The following is a 15,330-nucleotide window of genomic DNA, read 5'->3' on the forward strand; positions in this document are numbered from 1 at the left end:
GCCCCCACCAGCTTTCTGCCGGTCGGGAGCGCTTTTGTATTTCCGGTCATGTCCGGGCGGGGTAATCATCGCGGCGACACGGCGTCCGCGCGGTGCGGATGCTGATGCACTGCCCCAAAGGAGATATGACATGGCTGCTGGTACCGTGAAGTGGTTCAACGCTGAAAAGGGCTTCGGCTTCATCGAGCAGGACGGTGGCGGCGCCGACGTGTTCGCCCACTACTCGAACATTGCCGCGCAGGGCTTCCGGGAGCTGCTCGAGGGCCAGAAGGTGACCTTCGACATCGCGCAGGGCCAGAAGGGCCCGACGGCCGAGAACATCGTTCCGGCCTGACGCTCACGCGCAATCCGCAGCTGGGGCCCGCATCCTTCGGGGTGCGGGCCCCAGCTGCATGCGTTTCCCACAGCGGCTTTCACCCGCGGGACGCCCCGGAGGAATCCGCAGTACCACCACAAGCGGTTCCTCCCTCAGGAAGCGGACGCATCCTGAAGCGCTGCACCGCAGCCGACGTCCGGATCGCAAGGTCCCCATCGCGTCACCCATTTCAGCACCTGTGCCCACGGATATTTCCGTCGGCCAGATCTGCTTTCTTTTGTCACCGGTCCATACTTGTAATTCTCCGTGCCATTCATCGCAGCGGGAATTCCTTGATATGTGCCACATCGAGGAAGGTTCCGCATGAACCGCACGTACACGAACGACCGCCCCGCCCGCACCCGTGACCGCCGTGCCGACGCCGGAAGGGGCGGCAGCGGCTACGGCTCGCAGGCACCGCGCCGTACCGGCGGGCCCGTCCGCTCCGGCGGTTACGGCCGTCGGCCCGCCGCAGTGCAAGGTGAGTTCGCGCTGCCCAGGACGATCACCCCCGCGCTGCCCGCCGTTGAGGGCTTCGCCGATCTCGACATGCCCGAGCAGCTGCTGGCCGAACTCGGCAGGCAGAGTGTGACCGCACCGTTCCCGATCCAGGGAGCGACACTGCCGAACTCCCTGGCGGGCCGTGACGTCCTGGGCCGCGGCCGCACCGGTTCCGGCAAGACCCTCGCCTTCGGCCTCGCCCTGCTCGCCCGCACCGCCGGACAGCGTGCCGAGCCCCGCCAACCGCTGGGGCTGATCCTCGTACCCACGCGTGAGCTGGCACAGCAGGTGACCGACGCGCTCACCCCGTACGCCCGCTCCGTGCGGCTGCGGCTGGCCACGGTGGTGGGCGGCATGTCGATCGGCAGGCAGGCCAGCGCGCTGCGCGGCGGAGCCGAGGTCGTCGTCGCGACACCGGGGCGGCTCAAGGACCTCATCGACCGCGGCGACTGCCGGCTGAACCACGTCGGCATCACCGTGCTGGACGAGGCCGACCAGATGGCCGACATGGGCTTCATGCCCCAGGTCACCGCGCTGCTCGACCAGGTGCGCCCGGAGGGGCAGCGCATGCTGTTCTCCGCCACCCTGGACCGCAACGTCGACCTGCTGGTCCGCCGCTATCTGACCGACCCCGTCGTGCATTCGGTCGACCCGTCGGCTGGTGCGGTCACCACGATGGAGCACCACGTCCTGCACGTCCACGGCGCCGACAAGCACGCCACCACGATCGAGATCGCCGCCCGCGACGGCCGCGTGATCCTGTTCCTGGACACCAAGCACGCCGTCGACCGGTTGACCCAGGACCTGCTCAACAGCGGGGTACGGGCCGCCGCGCTGCACGGCGGCAAGTCGCAGCCGCAGCGCACCCGCACGCTGGCGCAGTTCAAGACGGGGCACGTCACCGTGCTGGTGGCGACCAATGTCGCGGCGCGCGGCATCCACGTCGACAATCTCGACCTGGTCGTCAACGTCGATCCGCCGACCGACCACAAGGACTACCTCCACCGCGGCGGCCGTACCGCCCGCGCCGGCGAGTCCGGCAGCGTCGTCACCCTGGTCACACCGAACCAGCGCCGCGGCATGGTCCGCCTCATGGCGGACGCCGGAATCCGGCCGCAGACCACCCAGATCCGCTCGGGCGACGAGGCCCTGAGCCGGATCACCGGCGCCCAGGCCCCGTCCGGCATCCCGGTTGTCATCACCGCACCGGTGGTCGAACGCCCCAAGCGCAGCGCCTCCTCCCGAGGCCGCCGCCGCCCCTCCTCGGCGACCAGGCGCACCCCCGTACGCCAGTCCGGCTTCGGCACGGTGGCCTAGAACTTTCGTGATCAGGAAGCCGGCCCATCTCTGCAGGAGGCACCCTTTGACGCTGGTTCAGACGCAGACCCGCCCGGCGGACACCGACCCCGCGCACAGGACGGCGGTCGAAGTCATGGACGAGGCCGGACCGCAGGTCTGGGACGACATGAGCGTGGAGGTGGCGCTGGCCGTCATGGCCGCCGCACGCACAGGCCGACTGGTCGTCTGCGACCAGGACGGCCAGTGCACCGGCCTGGTCACCCGTACCGAACTTGCCGCCGTCCGTGACAGCTCCGACTACACGGACCGGGTCCGCCTGCGCGACGTCCTCGGCGACCACGGTTCGTTCGCCTCACCCGTGACCACGATGGCCGAAGCCGAGCACGCGATGCGCACCCGTCGGCTCGGTGTCCTGCCGGTGGTCGACGAGCGAGGCAGCGCCCTGGGCATCCTCGCCCTCTCCCGCTGAAACACCTCGCCCCTGGTCGGACCGTTCTCTCCTTCTCTCTGTGAGGCCACATGCGCTGCGTCATCGCCCGATTCCCCTTCGAGCTCACCAAGGGCGGAGTGCTGGAATCGATGAAGGGCATCAAGCCCGAACCGGTCACCGGAGAATCGGTGATCATCGGCCGCCGCCACTACCCCGTCAAGCAGGTCGGCCAGGTCATCACCCGCCAGGACCGCCGTGATTTCAGCGCCGCCGAAGTCCTGCGGGCCATGGCTCAGCTCGGCTTCACCTGCCGCGCCCTCCCCAAGGCAGCGCCCCTGGGCATTCTCAGCCCGATGCAGCACGCCTCCGCGATGCTCGGCACCCCCGTGACGGTCTGACCGGGTAAACAGGCACCAGCCGACATCTGAGCAGCAGTGTGGGCCCGACCGGTACGCCGGTCGGGCCCACACCGCGTGCAGCGGGTTCCCGTCGCCGTCGCTCGGTGGCCGGAACCGCTGAAGTCGCCCCCGGTCCAGGCGCTGACGTCCTCGATCGCAACCCGGTACCTCCACCCGTCTCCGGACTTCCAGAGTGCCCTGCAGGATCCGGGCGACATGGAAGTGCAGACGCGTGGGCGGCCCGTCCTTCTTCGCTGGGGAGTCGAAGACGGCGGCGACTCGTCCAAGCGGGCGGAATCCGTCAGCACATCCGACACCCTCTGCCTTCACGTGGCTGCGAGAGAGCCAGTCGACCGGTGATGACAGCGCCACTGGTGACCACGATCAGGGACTCTGATTGCTCTGGTCAGACTCCACCCGGGGCGCCGACGCCAGCGAGCAACTCGTCGGGCTGCGACATGAGGCGGACCGTATTCGCCGGCCATCCGGCTGCCTGAGTGGTGACGCTACCGGGCAAGGAAGGCGCTCACGGTCTTGCCGCCGGAGGCCCAGCGGGTTTCCGCCGTGGCGCGCGCGAGGCGGGTGACTATGGGCCAGCCGAAGCCCCCGGTGCCGCCGTTCAGGTCAGGCGTGCGCATGCGCGGCACATGCCGGCTGGGATCGTGAACGGCGACCTCGATGGTGTCGGGGTGCGCAGTCGGTTCCAGTGTGCAGCGGCCCCCGCCGTGGCGCAGGGCATTGGTGACGAGCTCGGACACGGCCAAGACCACAGTGTCCGCCGCGTCAGGGGCCAGGGCCGGCTGCTGCAAACCTTGGAGGAAGGCCCGTGCCGTATCGCGTGCGTCGGCAATGGCTGTGGTGGAACGGACGGCTGCGGCGCTGGCCATCACCGTGATCATCAGGGTCACCACGGTCTCTGAATAGTCCATGCCCCTGCCCGTGCCTACCCAGCCCCTGTGCCCTCCACCCGCCAACCCCGCGGAGCCACAGTGCTTGCCTGAAGGGTACGGAGGACCACAGTCGACGCATGACAGGCACCTGCTGCCGTGAGCCCGTGTCTCCGCAGCCGGCGGTCTGCTCGAGTCAGAGGCCGTGCCGGTTCGCCACGAGCTGCTCGATCATCCCGGGACCGTCGAGGGCGGCGCAGGGACTCCTGCCGCGCTCGTCAACGGCCGACCTGCGGGGCGTCACGGCTGGAAACGCCCGTCCCGGCCAGTGGAGTTCTCCACGAGACGCAGTGTTGGCCGGTGCCCGCCGACGGTAGCCGCGGCGCAGTCGGCGACGTCCCGCTCAGCCCGACGTGCTGCGCGGCGGGGAATCCCTGCGCGGCGGACTGAGCCCCGAAGCTGCTTGAACCGTACATGGACCGGTCGAGGCAGACTGGTCGAGACGGGCTACCTCATCGTCGAGTGCACGGAAATCTATGCCGGCCGGAGTAGACATTCGTCGGCGGTGTGGTTATGGTTTCTCTCGTAGCCGAGATCAAGAGAGGCCCGGCAGAGATGAACTGCCGGGCAGCAGTACGCAGTTGTAGTTCGCAGGACGGTGCGGTGGTGGAGTTCCGAAGCCAGAGCAGTTGCAGGACGGCGACGGGACTGACGACCGGACCGGGTGGCTCGCAGTGATCAGGGGCCGCCATGAGCAGCACCGCAGTGGCAGTACCAGTAAGTGAAGGTTCGCAGTACCCAGCAGCGGAGTCAGTGAGCAGTACCTCGGTGAAGGCGTCGGCTGCGGACGCGCGCACCGGGAAGTTCGGCAGTGGGGTTCTAAGCCAGAGCAGACGCAGGACGGGCGACGGGGCTGGCTGTCGAAGAGTGGCGCTGTTCGAGGCCACCAGCAGTTCGCAGTTTCCGAAAGTGAGTAGTTGATCAAGAGGGAAGAACGGAGGAGCCAGCGCCATCAGGATCGCCCGGGCGGAATTCTTGGCCCCGGGTACCGCAGGACATCGCGATAGTGAGGTGGTCTCCGGTCAAGCAACCGCGATCCCCGCGCCCCCGACAGCGTCTCGGTCGGGTTTGCGGAAACAGAAGGCCGGTGCAGTATCAGGGCCGGCAGATGGTGTAGTAGTTCCTTCGGGGCCCTGGTGCCAGTACGGCGCCAGGGCCCCTCCACGCGTTCCACAGAGAGGTGCAATGACAGCAGACGACACGTTCGGCCGTCTCGATGACGACGACTACCCCGCCTACACCATGGGCCGGGCCGCCGAACTGCTCGGCACCACACAGGGCTTCCTCCGGGCCATCGGCGAACACCGCCTCATCACCCCGCTGCGCTCCGCAGGCGGACATCGCCGCTACTCCCGCTACCAGTTGCGCATCGCCGCCCGGGCTCGGGAACTCGTCGACCACGGGACCCCCATCGAGGCCGCTTGCCGGATCGTCATCCTTGAAGACCAGCTCGAGGGAGCCCAGCGCCTCAACGCCGAATACCGCCGCGCCGCCGAATCAGCGAACCCGACGGCAGCAGCATGAGATGAGCGTGCCCGTCAGCGTCGGCGGGCACCGCACGCACGGTCTCGTGTGTGGCCTGATCATTTCCTGTGGTGACCCGGTGCGTGCGCGTGTAACGTCTGGGTCAGCTGTCGTGGTTCGGAATTCCCTGCCCGCGCCTTTGGTGTGGGCGTTTTGCTGTGCTGTGCCGCGGGAACCAGGACGATCACCTCCGTCTGCCATACGGAGTGGTAGGCGTTCATCGACTGGAAGGCATAAGACATGGCAACGGGTACTGTGAAGTGGTTCAACGCGGAGAAGGGCTTCGGCTTCATCGCCCAGGACGGCGGCGGCCCGGATGTCTTCGCACACTACTCCGCGATCAACTCCACCGGCTTCCGAGAGCTCCAGGAGGGCCAGGCCGTGACGTTCGACGTCACCCAGGGCCAGAAGGGCCCGCAGGCCGAGAACATCAACTTGGCCTGACCTCGCAGACCTGCTCGAGGGATCGTGCGCGCCGCGTCCGGTGGCCGACGCCCACCTGGACGAAGGCGCCTGCTCTCGTGCCGGGCCGGTGCAGGATCAGGGCCGCGCAGCCATGGCTGCGCGGCCCCCTGATCTGTTGAGGCCCGGGGCCGCTGCCACCTCGGCTTGAACCTTCCTGACCTCAGTCGCTGCAAGCGTCGTCGGGCACGGGAGCCGCGTGTCTGGCGCGGCTCCCGTGCAGCTCGGAGGAGCCGACGTTCAGACGCTCGTCCAGGCGTCGAGGAAGGCTTTCCGTCCAGCCGGATCGTCCGACCTGCGGTCTGCGTGCAGGACGCGCCAGGCGGTGAGCTCGAGATCTCGGAGCCACAGTTCTCCGATGACCTGTGTCTTGAGGTCGGGCAGATGGTCGGACTCGACGAGGGCCTGACCGATCACCTCCCCGGCCGCGGAACGCTGGGGTGGGGTCATCTCATCGACGGCCGAGAGGATCTGCCGGGCCAGGGCGGTTCCCTCTCCTGCCAGGGAACGCAGCACCGGATCCTTGATGTTGACGGGGAGCAGGTACGCGGTGCCCGAAGACCTCCACAGGTCCGACCAGAAGTGCTCTCCTGCCGCGGTGGGGGCAGGCAGCGCGGCCAGCAGCCCGAGGAGATGGCCGGTGGCCGCATAGCCATCGCAGTGGGCGGCTGCGACCACTGCGACGCCGGCGACGCCCTCCACATCGAGCCGGCCCGCCTCGAGATGCGGAGCCAGGTCCAGTTGGTGTTCCAACTGGTCTGCGAGCGCGCTGGATACGTAGGGGCGGACCTCAGGAAGCATCGGCGATCCTTGCGCGTAGGCGAGCGGAGATGCCCGTTCGTAAGCCCTGATCGTTCCCAGGACCAGCCGTTCTACTCGGCTTCGGCAGGCCCAATTGGCGGTAGGTCAACGGGGTAGGAGTTCCCATGGTGGCGAACCGGCTCAGGCCCGGCGACGTGGCTCTGTTCCGGACCGACCTCCCGCCATGTGTCCGGGTGAGGTTTCCTAGCATGACCGCATGGTTGCCAGTGACGCCCAGGAGCCCGGGGAAGGCCGAGAAGCTGTGTCCCGCGACGCCGCTGAAGTCGAATGTGGTCACGTCGTGTCAGCGCGTGCGGAGCGCCGTGCAGACGGGCTACCCGACGAATCACCAGGCGACCAGGCGGGGAAGGGGGCTCACTCGGTTACTGCTCTGGTGGAGCGGGTGGCCGACCTGGCCGAACCGATCAAGCCGAAATTGCGTGGCTGGCTCCATGCCGGAATGGTCCCCGCCGCACTGATCGCGGGCGTCGTACTCATCTGCCTGGCCGGTACTCAGCAGGCGGTCCTGGCCTGCGCCGTGTACTCGGTCACCGCGCACTACGCCGCCATCTCCCTCGCCACCTACTGACCGCGCCGGGTTCGAGCTCGCGCCGCTTGTCACACACGTTGCCGCGTGTTGCTCCGGGACGGGCGGGGCGGTCCCTGGGCATCCCCCCTGCTTGGAATCCGCCGCAGTCCTGTCTGCAAGTCGGCTGTTTTCCGGGATGCGGCGCTTGGTGGGGCAGGGTAGGGACAGAGGAGCGAGAGAAGGCGAGACACCGGTCTTCAGCTGACCTGCGATGGTAGGCGCCCCGTGTTCGAGGCGGAAGATATGAGGGAATGGGGGGCCACGACGTGCTCGACCATGAGCGGCAACACACACGTTCAGGGAATGTGAGCACGCCGTGATCGATGCCGGAGGGGACCCTGACAGCTGCCCGGAGAAGCTCTCAGTCCTCGTTCCCGTACATGCTGCTCCGCCCCGCATGCCAATCTTCGGCGCCGTCGACTTCAGCCAGGCCGCATGCTTACTCGGGTACCGCGTCACCGTCTGCGACGCCCGACCCGTCTTCGCGACCGTCGCCCCCTTCCCGTACGCCGACGAAGTCGTCGTGGCGGGTTCCGCAGCACCCTCTTCCTGCGCCGTGAAGTTAACCGTCGGCGATGCGGCGGCCTTCCCCGGACACCACCGAGTCCCCCTGGGCGGAACCGACGCTCGGACGCCGCAGTGGGCATGGCGTCTCCTCCGGCGCTGCATGGACAGGCGGCCATGTGCATGACTGCGGGTGTGCGGTCTCGACGGGGAGTTTCCGGGGTGCTCGCTCGTCCGACGAGTCTGCTTGTTTGTTCACAGGCGGATGACGACCAGCGCGACGAGCGCATGCGAAAGTCGATTGGGTCGATTCCGATCGGTGCCGTACAGTTCACCGTACCGACGCGGGGTGGAGCAGCTCGGTAGCTCGCTGGGCTCATAACCCAGAGGTCGCAGGTTCAAATCCTGTCCCCGCTACTCAAACGTGAAGGCCCGGCATCCACCGGGCCTTCACTGCGTGTGTGCCGGTTCGGACCTGGCTCTCGGCGAACAGGGCACCGCGGTCGCAGAAGGCGTCAACGCACTGGGCTGCACCGATGCCGTACGCCGCCTCCGCCACCGTGAACCAGCCAGGAAACTAGCGGTGCCCATGTCCCTCCCGTCTGTCCATGGTCGGCGAGGTCTGATTCATCGGAGAACAGTAGGTGGGTGCTGTCCTGCGGCGGAGTCTGACTCCTGAGATGCCGCGACCACCGGCCGGTGTTGCGCTGGGCGCCGGCGGAGCCGCAGCCGCCGCAGCCGGTCAGCACCACCTCCTTGCGTGACGTCTCCCTGCCAATACGGGTCAGGAGCGGACGAGAGTCAACGCTTTGTCAGCCCGCTCGGTCAGATTGAGCATCGGTTCGGCCGAAGTCATCCGGCAGTGATCGAGTCATACAGCTGTACCGGGATCGATGGGACGGTTGTGCAGTGTCGTCCCGGGCGGGGGTCTGACTCGTGAGATCTATGACCGAAGTGTCCAGTCACGGACCTGTCGACTGCCGTTGCGGGACGCTGCCTGCCACCGAGCCACAGGGCGTGTCCCGATAGGGGCCTTGCCGAGTTCAGGCGCCATCACGGTTCAGACCGCCCGAGCAGGCCGGTGCCATCCACCCAGCACGTCACCACGCCGGAGGCGAACCACCATGACGACCAGACAGCGCAGCACCTCCTCGAGCACGGATCCGCCCGTTCGGCGCGAGGTCGTCCTGGGCGTGGACACGCACGGCGAGGTGCATGTTGCCGCCGTGATCTCCCCGTTCGGGAAGATCCTGGGAACGGAGTCCTTTCCCGCGACGGCGGCCGGCTATCGGCAGCTGCTCGTGTGGGCCCGCAAGCTGGGTACGGTGCGCCGTGCCGGTGTGGAGGGCACCGGCACCTTCGGCGCGGGCCTCTCCCGCTACCTGCTGGCTCAGCACGTCGAGGTGTACGAGGTGAACCGGCCTGACCGCTCAGCCCGCCGGCTGCTGGGGAAGTCAGACCCGCTCGATGCGCAGGCCGCCGCGCGGGCCGTGCTCAGTGGCCGCGCCCGGGCCCGGGCCAAGTCCGGCGACGGACCCGTGCACAGCGCCCGGATCTTCAAGCTGGCCAAGGACTCCGCGGTCAAGGCCCGTACCCAGGCGATCAACCAGCTCAAAGCCGTCCTCGTCATCGCCGACCCCGCACTTCGGGAACAGCTGTCCAGCCTGGGCAACCGCGAGCTGTTCCGCACCTGCGCACGCCTCGGCGGTGGGGGAGACGAGGACGCGGTGACCCAGGCCACCCACCTGACCTTGCGCATGCTCGCCGAGCGTATTGAGCAGCTCACCGGGCAGATCAATGAGCTGAACCAACGCCTGACCCAGCTCGTCGAACGTCACGCCCCACAGCTACTCGCACCGGTGGGCATCGGCCCGGACAGCGGAGTCACCTTGCTGATCACCATGGGAGACAACCCCGAGCGGCTGAACACCGAGGCATCCTTTGCTGCCCTTTGCGGAGTCAGCCCCGTCGAGTATTCCTCCGGCCGCCGGAGCACGCGCCGGCTCAACTACGGCGGCGACCGGCAGGCCGGCCAACGCCGCCCTGCACCGCATCGTGTTCACCCGCCTGCGCCACGACCCGCGCACCCAGGCGTACTACGAACGCCGCACCCAGGAGGGCAAGACCCGACGTGAGATCATCCGATGCCTCAAGCGATACGCGGCCCGCGAGGTCTTCAACCTGGTCAGACCGGTTTCCCGCGCCCCCGCGTTATAGGGGCAGTCGTGAGACGTGAGAGGGTCTGGGGCGTGAGTGAGACACCCCCGAACACCCTGCAATACCGCTTTGACGGGCCGGAAGACGCTCCGGTCCTGATCCTGGGTCCCTCACTGGGTACCACATGGCACATGTGGGACCGGCAGGTTCCCGAGCTGATGAAGCAGTGGCGGGTCTTCCGGTTCGACCTGCCGGGCCACGGCGGCGCCCCCGCCCACCCGGCCGCCTCGGTCACCGAGCTGACGGCCCGCCTGCTGGGCACGCTGGACTCGCTCGGTGTGCAGCGCTTCGGCTACGCGGGCTGCGCGCTGGGCGGTGCCGTCGGCATCGAGCTGGCGCTGCGCCACCCGGAGCGGGTCGCCTCGCTCGCGCTGGTCGCGGCCTCGCCGCGGTTCGGCACCGCCGACGAGTTCCGGCAGCGCGGAGTGATCGTCCGCACGAACGGGCTCGACCCGATCGCGCGGACCGCGCCCGACCGCTGGTTCACCGGCGGGTTCGCCGCGGCCCAGCCGGCGATCACCGAGTGGGCGGTGCAGATGGTGCGCACCACCGACCCCGGCTGCTACATCGCCGCCTGCGAGGCCCTCGCCACCTTCGACGTACGCGGCGAGATGGGCCGCGTCGGTGTGCCCACCCTCGTGCTGGTCGGCTCCGACGACCAGGTCACCGGTCCCGCCGAGGCCCGCACGCTGGTCGCCGGCATCCCCGACGCCCGGCTCGCCGTGGTCCCCGGCGCCTCCCACCTGGTGCCGGTCGAGCAGCCCGCCGCCGTCACCGACCTGCTGGTGCGCCACTTCTCCACCGCCTGGCAGCCGTCCTACGACACCGGTCAGACGGTGCTGCCGGGCTTCCAGCCCGCCGCCCCGGTCCCGCTCGCGCCGCCGCAGGCCGTACCGGTCGCGGAGATCGCCCCGGCGGCCGGACCGGCGCAGCCCGCGGGGCAGCCGGACCGGTACGAGACCGGTATGAAGATCCGCCGGGAGGTGCTGGGCGACGCGCACGTCGAGCAGACGCTGGCGCAGGCCGGCGAGTTCTGCGGGGACTTCGAGGAGTTCGCCACCCGCTACGCCTGGGGCGAGATCTGGGACCGGCCGGGCCTGGACCGCCGTACCCGCAGCTGCATCACGCTGACCGCGCTGGTCACGGGCGGCCACCTGGAGGACCTCGCCGTCCACATCCGGGCGGCCCTGCGCAACGGGCTCACCCCGGACGAGATCAAGGAAGTGCTCCTGCAGACGGGCGTGTACAGCGGGATGCCGGCGGCCGGCCGGGCCTTCACAGTGGCCCAGCGGGTCATCCGCGAGGAGACCACGCCCGCCGAGTGAGGCCTCGCGGGGCCCGAGGCGGCAGGATGGGGAGACATGAAGCTCACGAAGAAGTCCCACGCCTGTGTCCGCCTCGAGAAGGACGGCCGCACGCTCGTCATCGATCCCGGTGGGTTCAGTGAGCAGGACGCGGCGGCCGGCGCGGACGCCGTCCTGGTCACCCACGAGCACGCCGACCACTTCGACGAGGGCCGGCTGCGGGCGGCCCTGGAGGGCAACCCGGCCGCGGAGATCTGGACGCTGAAGTCCGTCGCCGACCGGCTCACCGCGGCCTTCCCGGGGCGCGTGCACACCGTCGGCCACGGCGACGCCTTCAGCGCGGCGGGCTTCGAGGTGCAGGTCCACGGCGAACTGCACGCGGTGATCCACCCGGACATCCCGCGCATCACCAACGTCGGCTATCTGGTCGAGGGGGGCAGCGTCTTTCACCCGGGTGACGCGCTCACCGTCCCGGACCACCCGGTGGAGACGCTGCTGCTCCCGGTCATGGCCCCGTGGAACAAGATCGCCGAGGTGATCGACTACGTCCGCGAGGTCGCACCGCAGCGCGCCTACGACGTCCACGACGCCCTGCTCACCGACCTCGCCCGCCCGATCTACGACCGGCAGATCGGCGCTCTCGGCGGTACGGACCACCAGCGGCTCGCCCCGGGGGAGTCGGCGCAGGTCTGAACGCGGACCCGGCGTTGTCACACCCGCCGGGTAGGTTGTGGAGCATGCGCATCGCCACCTGGAACGTGAACTCGATCACCGCCCGCCTCCCGCGGCTGCTGGCCTGGCTGGAGAGCAGCGGCACCGACGTGCTGTGCCTGCAGGAGGCCAAGGTCGCCGAGGAGCAGTTCCCGTCCGACCAGCTGCGCGAGCTGGGCTATGAGGCGGCGGTCCACGCGACCGGCCGGTGGAACGGCGTGGCGGTGCTCTCGCGGGTGGGCCTGGAGGACGTGGTCAAGGGCCTGCCCGGCGACCCGGGCTACGACGGCGTGACCGAGCCGCGCGCGATCTCCGCGACCTGCGGCCCGGTCCGCGTCTGGTCGGTGTACGTGCCCAACGGCCGCGAGGTCGGCCACCCGCACTACGCGTACAAGCTCCAGTGGTTCGAGGCCCTGAAAGCGGCCGTGTACGGCGACGCGCAAGGCAGCCGCCCGTTCGCCGTCCTGGGGGACTACAACGTGGCGCCGACCGACGACGACGTCTTCGACGTGGCCGCCTTCGAGGGCTCCACGCACGTCACCGCCGCCGAGCGGGCCGCCCTGGCCGCCCTGCGCGAGGCCGGCCTGCACGACGTCGTACCGCGCCCGCTGAAGTACGAGCGGCCCTTCACGTACTGGGACTACCGCCAGCTGTGCTTCCCGAAGAACCGCGGCATGCGCATCGACCTGGTGTACGGCAACGAGCCCTTCGCCGCGGCGGTCAAGGACGCCTACGTCGACCGCGAGGAACGCAAGGGCAAGGGCGCCTCCGACCACGCGCCGGTGGTGGTCGACCTCGACGTCTGATGCCCCGCCGGTGGTGGTCGGCCGCGGCGTCTGATGCCCCGCCGGTGGTGGTCGGTCTCGGCGTCTGATGCCCCGCCGGTGGTGGTCGGTCTCGATCGTCCTCGTCGTCCGATGCCCGCCGATGGTGGTCGGTGCCGACGTCCGATGGCCGCCGGTGGTGGTCGGCCTCGGCGTCCGATGCCACGCTGGATGCATGAACATTCCGTTCCTGGGCCACCGGCACAAGAAGAACGGTCCCGCGGTGCTCTTCGCCGATCCCGCGTCGGTCGCCGCGCTGCTGTCCGAGTGCGAACTGCTCCGCTCGCAGGCGGCCCAGGCGGGTGTCCGGCTCGACGACACCCCGGCCTCGCTGGAGGCCCTGGACCAGATGGTGCCGCGCTGGCGCGACGACCCCGAGACCCTGCCGTGGCTGGGCAACGACGCCGGGCTCTACCTGGGCACGGTCCTGGTGCGCACCGTGCCCGGTGCCGTCTGGGTGATCCGCGCGGACGGGGAGCCCGTCGTACGCCTTGCCTCCGGCCGGGAGGCCGAGGTGGTGCCGGCCGGCCAGGAGTGGGCCGCGAGCGGTGTTCCCGAGCTGTCCCAGCTGTACGCGGAGATCGCCGAATCCTGAGGTCATGAGGGCGTGAGGGCACCTCGATGGCGTAAATACGGCTAATGCGCGGAAAGTGCGTGTCGTCCGTCGGCTCCGCTGTTGTCTGGATAGTTTGCGGCAACCACGACACAGCTGAAAGCGAGTAGGGCTGCGGATGGCCGTCGATCCGTTGATCGAGCTGCGGAACGTCAACAAGTACTACGGGAAGCTGCATGTCCTCAGGGACATCGACCTCACCGTCGGCAAGGGGGAGGTGGTCGTGGTCATCGGCCCCTCGGGGTCGGGCAAGTCGACGCTGTGCAGGACGGTCAACCGGCTGGAGACCATCGCCTCGGGCACCATCACGCTCGAGGGACAGCCGCTGCCCGCGGAGGGCAGGGCCCTCGCCCGGCTCCGGGCCGAGGTCGGCATGGTCTTCCAGTCCTTCAACCTCTTCGCCCACAAGACGGTCCTGCAGAACGTCTCCCTCGCCCAGGTCAAGGTCCGCGGACGCAAGAGGGACGACGCCGACCGTCGCTCCCGCGAGCTCCTGGACCGGGTCGGTCTGGCGAACCAGGCCGACAAGTACCCGGCGCAGCTCTCCGGCGGCCAGCAGCAGCGCGTGGCTATCGCCCGCGCCCTCGCCATGGGCCCCAAGGTGATGCTCTTCGACGAGCCCACCTCGGCCCTCGACCCGGAGATGATCAACGAGGTGCTGGAGGTCATGCGGCAGCTCGCCCGGGACGGCATGACCATGGTCGTCGTCACCCATGAGATGGGCTTCGCCCGCGCCTCCGCCAACCGTGTCGTCTTCATGGCCGACGGGCGGATCGTGGAGGACCGCAGCCCGGAGGAGTTCTTCACCAACCCGAGCAGTGACCGCGCCAAGGACTTCCTCTCCAAGATCCTCAAGCACTGACCTGGAGTGCGCCGCATGTTCCGTACCCCCCGTGTGCCAGGTGCCCCGGCCGCGCGTGTGCCCCGCGCCCGGGTCGCCCGTGTGCCCCGCGCCCTGTGCGCCGCACTGCTCGGCGCCTGTGCCCTGCTCGCGGCCGGCTGCGGCAAGGAGGGCAGCCCGCCCGCCAAGGGCCCGGCGGCCGACAAGCTCCCGGACTACCGGGTGGCGCGGGGCTTCCGGCTGCCCGGCTCCAGCACCTGGACCCGCGCCGAGAAGCGCGGCCACCTCGTCGTCGGCACCAAGGAGGACCAGCCCTACCTCGCCGAGAAGGACCCGGCGACCGGCACCTACTCCGGCTTCGACGTCGAGATCGCCAAGATGATGGCCGCCTCCCTCGGCTTCCCGCCGAACAGCACCCACTTCCGCACCATCGCCTCGGCCAACCGCGAGACCGCCCTGCAGAACGGCCAGATCGACTACTACGTCGGCACCTACACCATCAACGCCAACCGCAAGAAGCTCGTCGGGTTCGCCGGCCCCTACTACATGGCCGGCCAGTCCCTGCTGGTCCGCAAGCACGAGAACGACATCCACGGCCCCCAGGACCTCGCCGGCAAACGCGTCTGCTCGGCGGCCGGCTCGACGCCGTACCAGCGCATCAAGGACGACTATCCGAGGGCCGTCCTCGTCGCCTACGACACCTACTCCGTCTGCGTCGACAACCTGCTCACCTACCAGGTCGACGCCGTCACCACCGACGACGCCATCCTCATCGGCTACGCGGCCAAGGCACCCGGCGAACTCAAGGTGGTCGGAAAGCCGTTCTCGAAGGAGCCGTACGGCATCGGCGTCCCGCACGGCGACAACGCCCTGCGCTTCGCCCTCGACGACGCACTCCAGGCACGCGAGAGGAACGGCGACTGGAAGAAGGCGTACGACGCCACGCTCGGCCTCTCGGGCGTGCCGGCCCCCCACCCGCCTGCCATCGACCGCTACCCGGCGAGCTGAGC

Annotated in this window: 15 protein-coding genes, 1 tRNA gene and 3 pseudogenes; 16 read left to right on the forward strand and 3 right to left on the reverse strand. The window is 69.2% G+C overall.

Features of this window, described 5'->3' with window-relative positions:
• Positions 1 to 130: 130 nt before the first annotated feature.
• The 4 genes from ABVB68_RS16190 (at position 131) to ABVB68_RS16205 (ending at position 2,983) form a co-directional block, all read left to right on the forward strand.
• The gene (locus ABVB68_RS16190; RefSeq protein ID WP_023586116.1) at positions 131 to 334 is read left to right on the forward strand and encodes a cold-shock protein; all 204 of its coding nucleotides are present in this window, start codon (positions 131 to 133) and stop codon (positions 332 to 334) included.
• 345 nt (positions 335 to 679) lie between these two features.
• Complete coding sequence (locus ABVB68_RS16195; protein WP_353601725.1) at positions 680 to 2,173, forward strand: DEAD/DEAH box helicase; 1,494 nt, start codon at positions 680 to 682, stop codon at positions 2,171 to 2,173.
• 46 nt (positions 2,174 to 2,219) lie between these two features.
• Positions 2,220 to 2,624 (forward strand): CBS domain-containing protein, encoded by a 405-nt coding sequence (locus tag ABVB68_RS16200; RefSeq protein WP_353601726.1) that lies wholly within the window; start codon positions 2,220 to 2,222, stop codon positions 2,622 to 2,624.
• A gap of 50 nt (positions 2,625 to 2,674) precedes the next feature.
• Positions 2,675 to 2,983, forward strand: coding sequence for an SCO5918 family protein (locus ABVB68_RS16205; RefSeq protein WP_353601727.1), 309 nt, complete (start codon positions 2,675 to 2,677; stop codon positions 2,981 to 2,983).
• Between the two features lie 104 nt (positions 2,984 to 3,087).
• On the opposite strand, the pseudogene ABVB68_RS16210 reads toward ABVB68_RS16205, so the two are convergent.
• Both ABVB68_RS16210 and ABVB68_RS16215 read right to left on the reverse strand, forming a co-directional pair.
• Positions 3,088 to 3,443: pseudogene (locus ABVB68_RS16210) on the reverse strand (hemolysin III family protein); the annotation flags it as partial.
• A gap of 46 nt (positions 3,444 to 3,489) precedes the next feature.
• Positions 3,490 to 3,882: an ATP-binding protein gene (locus ABVB68_RS16215; RefSeq protein ID WP_353601837.1), complete on the reverse strand. Its 393-nt coding sequence runs from the start codon at positions 3,880 to 3,882 to the stop codon at positions 3,490 to 3,492.
• A 1,233-nt stretch (positions 3,883 to 5,115) separates the two neighbouring features.
• On the opposite strand from ABVB68_RS16215, the gene ABVB68_RS16220 reads away from it, so the two are divergent.
• Both ABVB68_RS16220 and ABVB68_RS16225 read left to right on the forward strand, forming a co-directional pair.
• Positions 5,116 to 5,454 (forward strand): MerR family transcriptional regulator, encoded by a 339-nt coding sequence (locus tag ABVB68_RS16220; protein WP_353601728.1) that lies wholly within the window; start codon positions 5,116 to 5,118, stop codon positions 5,452 to 5,454.
• A gap of 240 nt (positions 5,455 to 5,694) precedes the next feature.
• Positions 5,695 to 5,898, forward strand: coding sequence for a cold-shock protein (locus tag ABVB68_RS16225; RefSeq protein WP_030052720.1), 204 nt, complete (start codon positions 5,695 to 5,697; stop codon positions 5,896 to 5,898).
• Between the two features lie 258 nt (positions 5,899 to 6,156).
• Here ABVB68_RS16225 and ABVB68_RS16230 read toward each other — a convergent pair whose 3' ends face one another.
• Complete coding sequence (locus tag ABVB68_RS16230; RefSeq protein WP_353601729.1) at positions 6,157 to 6,717, reverse strand: hypothetical protein; 561 nt, start codon at positions 6,715 to 6,717, stop codon at positions 6,157 to 6,159.
• A 394-nt stretch (positions 6,718 to 7,111) separates the two neighbouring features.
• On the opposite strand from ABVB68_RS16230, the gene ABVB68_RS16235 reads away from it, so the two are divergent.
• The 10 genes and pseudogenes from ABVB68_RS16235 to ABVB68_RS16280 all read left to right on the forward strand — a co-directional run bounded on the left by ABVB68_RS16235 (position 7,112) and on the right by ABVB68_RS16280 (position 15,328).
• Positions 7,112 to 7,306, forward strand: a complete 195-nt coding sequence (locus ABVB68_RS16235; RefSeq protein ID WP_353601730.1) for a hypothetical protein — start codon at positions 7,112 to 7,114, stop codon at positions 7,304 to 7,306.
• Between the two features lie 313 nt (positions 7,307 to 7,619).
• Positions 7,620 to 7,832, forward strand: a pseudogene (locus ABVB68_RS16240) (XdhC family protein); the annotation flags it as partial.
• Positions 7,833 to 8,153: 321 nt separating this feature from the next.
• Positions 8,154 to 8,227, forward strand: a tRNA-Met gene (locus ABVB68_RS16245).
• A 707-nt stretch (positions 8,228 to 8,934) separates the two neighbouring features.
• A pseudogene (locus ABVB68_RS16250) lies at positions 8,935 to 10,027 on the forward strand (IS110 family RNA-guided transposase).
• Between the two features lie 32 nt (positions 10,028 to 10,059).
• Complete coding sequence (gene pcaDC, locus ABVB68_RS16255; RefSeq protein WP_353601732.1) at positions 10,060 to 11,352, forward strand: bifunctional 3-oxoadipate enol-lactonase/4-carboxymuconolactone decarboxylase PcaDC; 1,293 nt, start codon at positions 10,060 to 10,062, stop codon at positions 11,350 to 11,352.
• A gap of 36 nt (positions 11,353 to 11,388) precedes the next feature.
• Positions 11,389 to 12,024 carry an MBL fold metallo-hydrolase gene (locus ABVB68_RS16260; RefSeq protein WP_353601733.1) on the forward strand — a complete coding sequence of 212 codons (636 nt, stop codon included), beginning with the start codon at positions 11,389 to 11,391 and terminating at the stop codon, positions 12,022 to 12,024.
• Between the two features lie 44 nt (positions 12,025 to 12,068).
• Positions 12,069 to 12,848, forward strand: coding sequence for an exodeoxyribonuclease III (locus ABVB68_RS16265; RefSeq protein ID WP_353601734.1), 780 nt, complete (start codon positions 12,069 to 12,071; stop codon positions 12,846 to 12,848).
• A gap of 193 nt (positions 12,849 to 13,041) precedes the next feature.
• The gene (locus ABVB68_RS16270) at positions 13,042 to 13,461 is read left to right on the forward strand and encodes a DUF6278 family protein (RefSeq protein ID WP_353601735.1); all 420 of its coding nucleotides are present in this window, start codon (positions 13,042 to 13,044) and stop codon (positions 13,459 to 13,461) included.
• A 136-nt stretch (positions 13,462 to 13,597) separates the two neighbouring features.
• Positions 13,598 to 14,341: an amino acid ABC transporter ATP-binding protein gene (locus tag ABVB68_RS16275; RefSeq protein WP_353601736.1), complete on the forward strand. Its 744-nt coding sequence runs from the start codon at positions 13,598 to 13,600 to the stop codon at positions 14,339 to 14,341.
• A gap of 15 nt (positions 14,342 to 14,356) precedes the next feature.
• A complete protein-coding gene (locus ABVB68_RS16280) occupies positions 14,357 to 15,328 on the forward strand; it encodes a glutamate ABC transporter substrate-binding protein (RefSeq protein WP_353601737.1) in 972 nt (323 codons plus the stop codon).
• Positions 15,329 to 15,330: the final 2 nt, after the last annotated feature.

The organism is Streptomyces sp. NPDC096012 (assembly GCF_040426375.1).
Taxonomy (GTDB): domain Bacteria; phylum Actinomycetota; class Actinomycetes; order Streptomycetales; family Streptomycetaceae; genus Streptomyces.

What these genes read in the sequence shown, in the direction of transcription:
- ABVB68_RS16190 (WP_023586116.1), top strand. Translation starts at nt 131, where the DNA reads ATGGCTGCTGGTACCGTGAAGTGGTTCAACGCTGAAAAGGGCTTCGGC.
- ABVB68_RS16195 (WP_353601725.1), top strand. Translation starts at nt 680, where the DNA reads ATGAACCGCACGTACACGAACGACCGCCCCGCCCGCACCCGTGACCGC.
- ABVB68_RS16205 (WP_353601727.1), top strand. Translation starts at nt 2,675, where the DNA reads ATGCGCTGCGTCATCGCCCGATTCCCCTTCGAGCTCACCAAGGGCGGA.
- ABVB68_RS16215 (WP_353601837.1), bottom strand. Translation starts at nt 3,882, where the DNA reads ATGATCACGGTGATGGCCAGCGCCGCAGCCGTCCGTTCCACCACAGCC.
- ABVB68_RS16220 (WP_353601728.1), top strand. Translation starts at nt 5,116, where the DNA reads ATGACAGCAGACGACACGTTCGGCCGTCTCGATGACGACGACTACCCC.
- ABVB68_RS16225 (WP_030052720.1), top strand. Translation starts at nt 5,695, where the DNA reads ATGGCAACGGGTACTGTGAAGTGGTTCAACGCGGAGAAGGGCTTCGGC.
- ABVB68_RS16230 (WP_353601729.1), bottom strand. Translation starts at nt 6,717, where the DNA reads ATGCTTCCTGAGGTCCGCCCCTACGTATCCAGCGCGCTCGCAGACCAG.
- ABVB68_RS16260 (WP_353601733.1), top strand. Translation starts at nt 11,389, where the DNA reads ATGAAGCTCACGAAGAAGTCCCACGCCTGTGTCCGCCTCGAGAAGGAC.
- ABVB68_RS16265 (WP_353601734.1), top strand. Translation starts at nt 12,069, where the DNA reads ATGCGCATCGCCACCTGGAACGTGAACTCGATCACCGCCCGCCTCCCG.
- ABVB68_RS16270 (WP_353601735.1), top strand. Translation starts at nt 13,042, where the DNA reads ATGAACATTCCGTTCCTGGGCCACCGGCACAAGAAGAACGGTCCCGCG.
- ABVB68_RS16275 (WP_353601736.1), top strand. Translation starts at nt 13,598, where the DNA reads ATGGCCGTCGATCCGTTGATCGAGCTGCGGAACGTCAACAAGTACTAC.
- ABVB68_RS16280 (WP_353601737.1), top strand. Translation starts at nt 14,357, where the DNA reads ATGTTCCGTACCCCCCGTGTGCCAGGTGCCCCGGCCGCGCGTGTGCCC.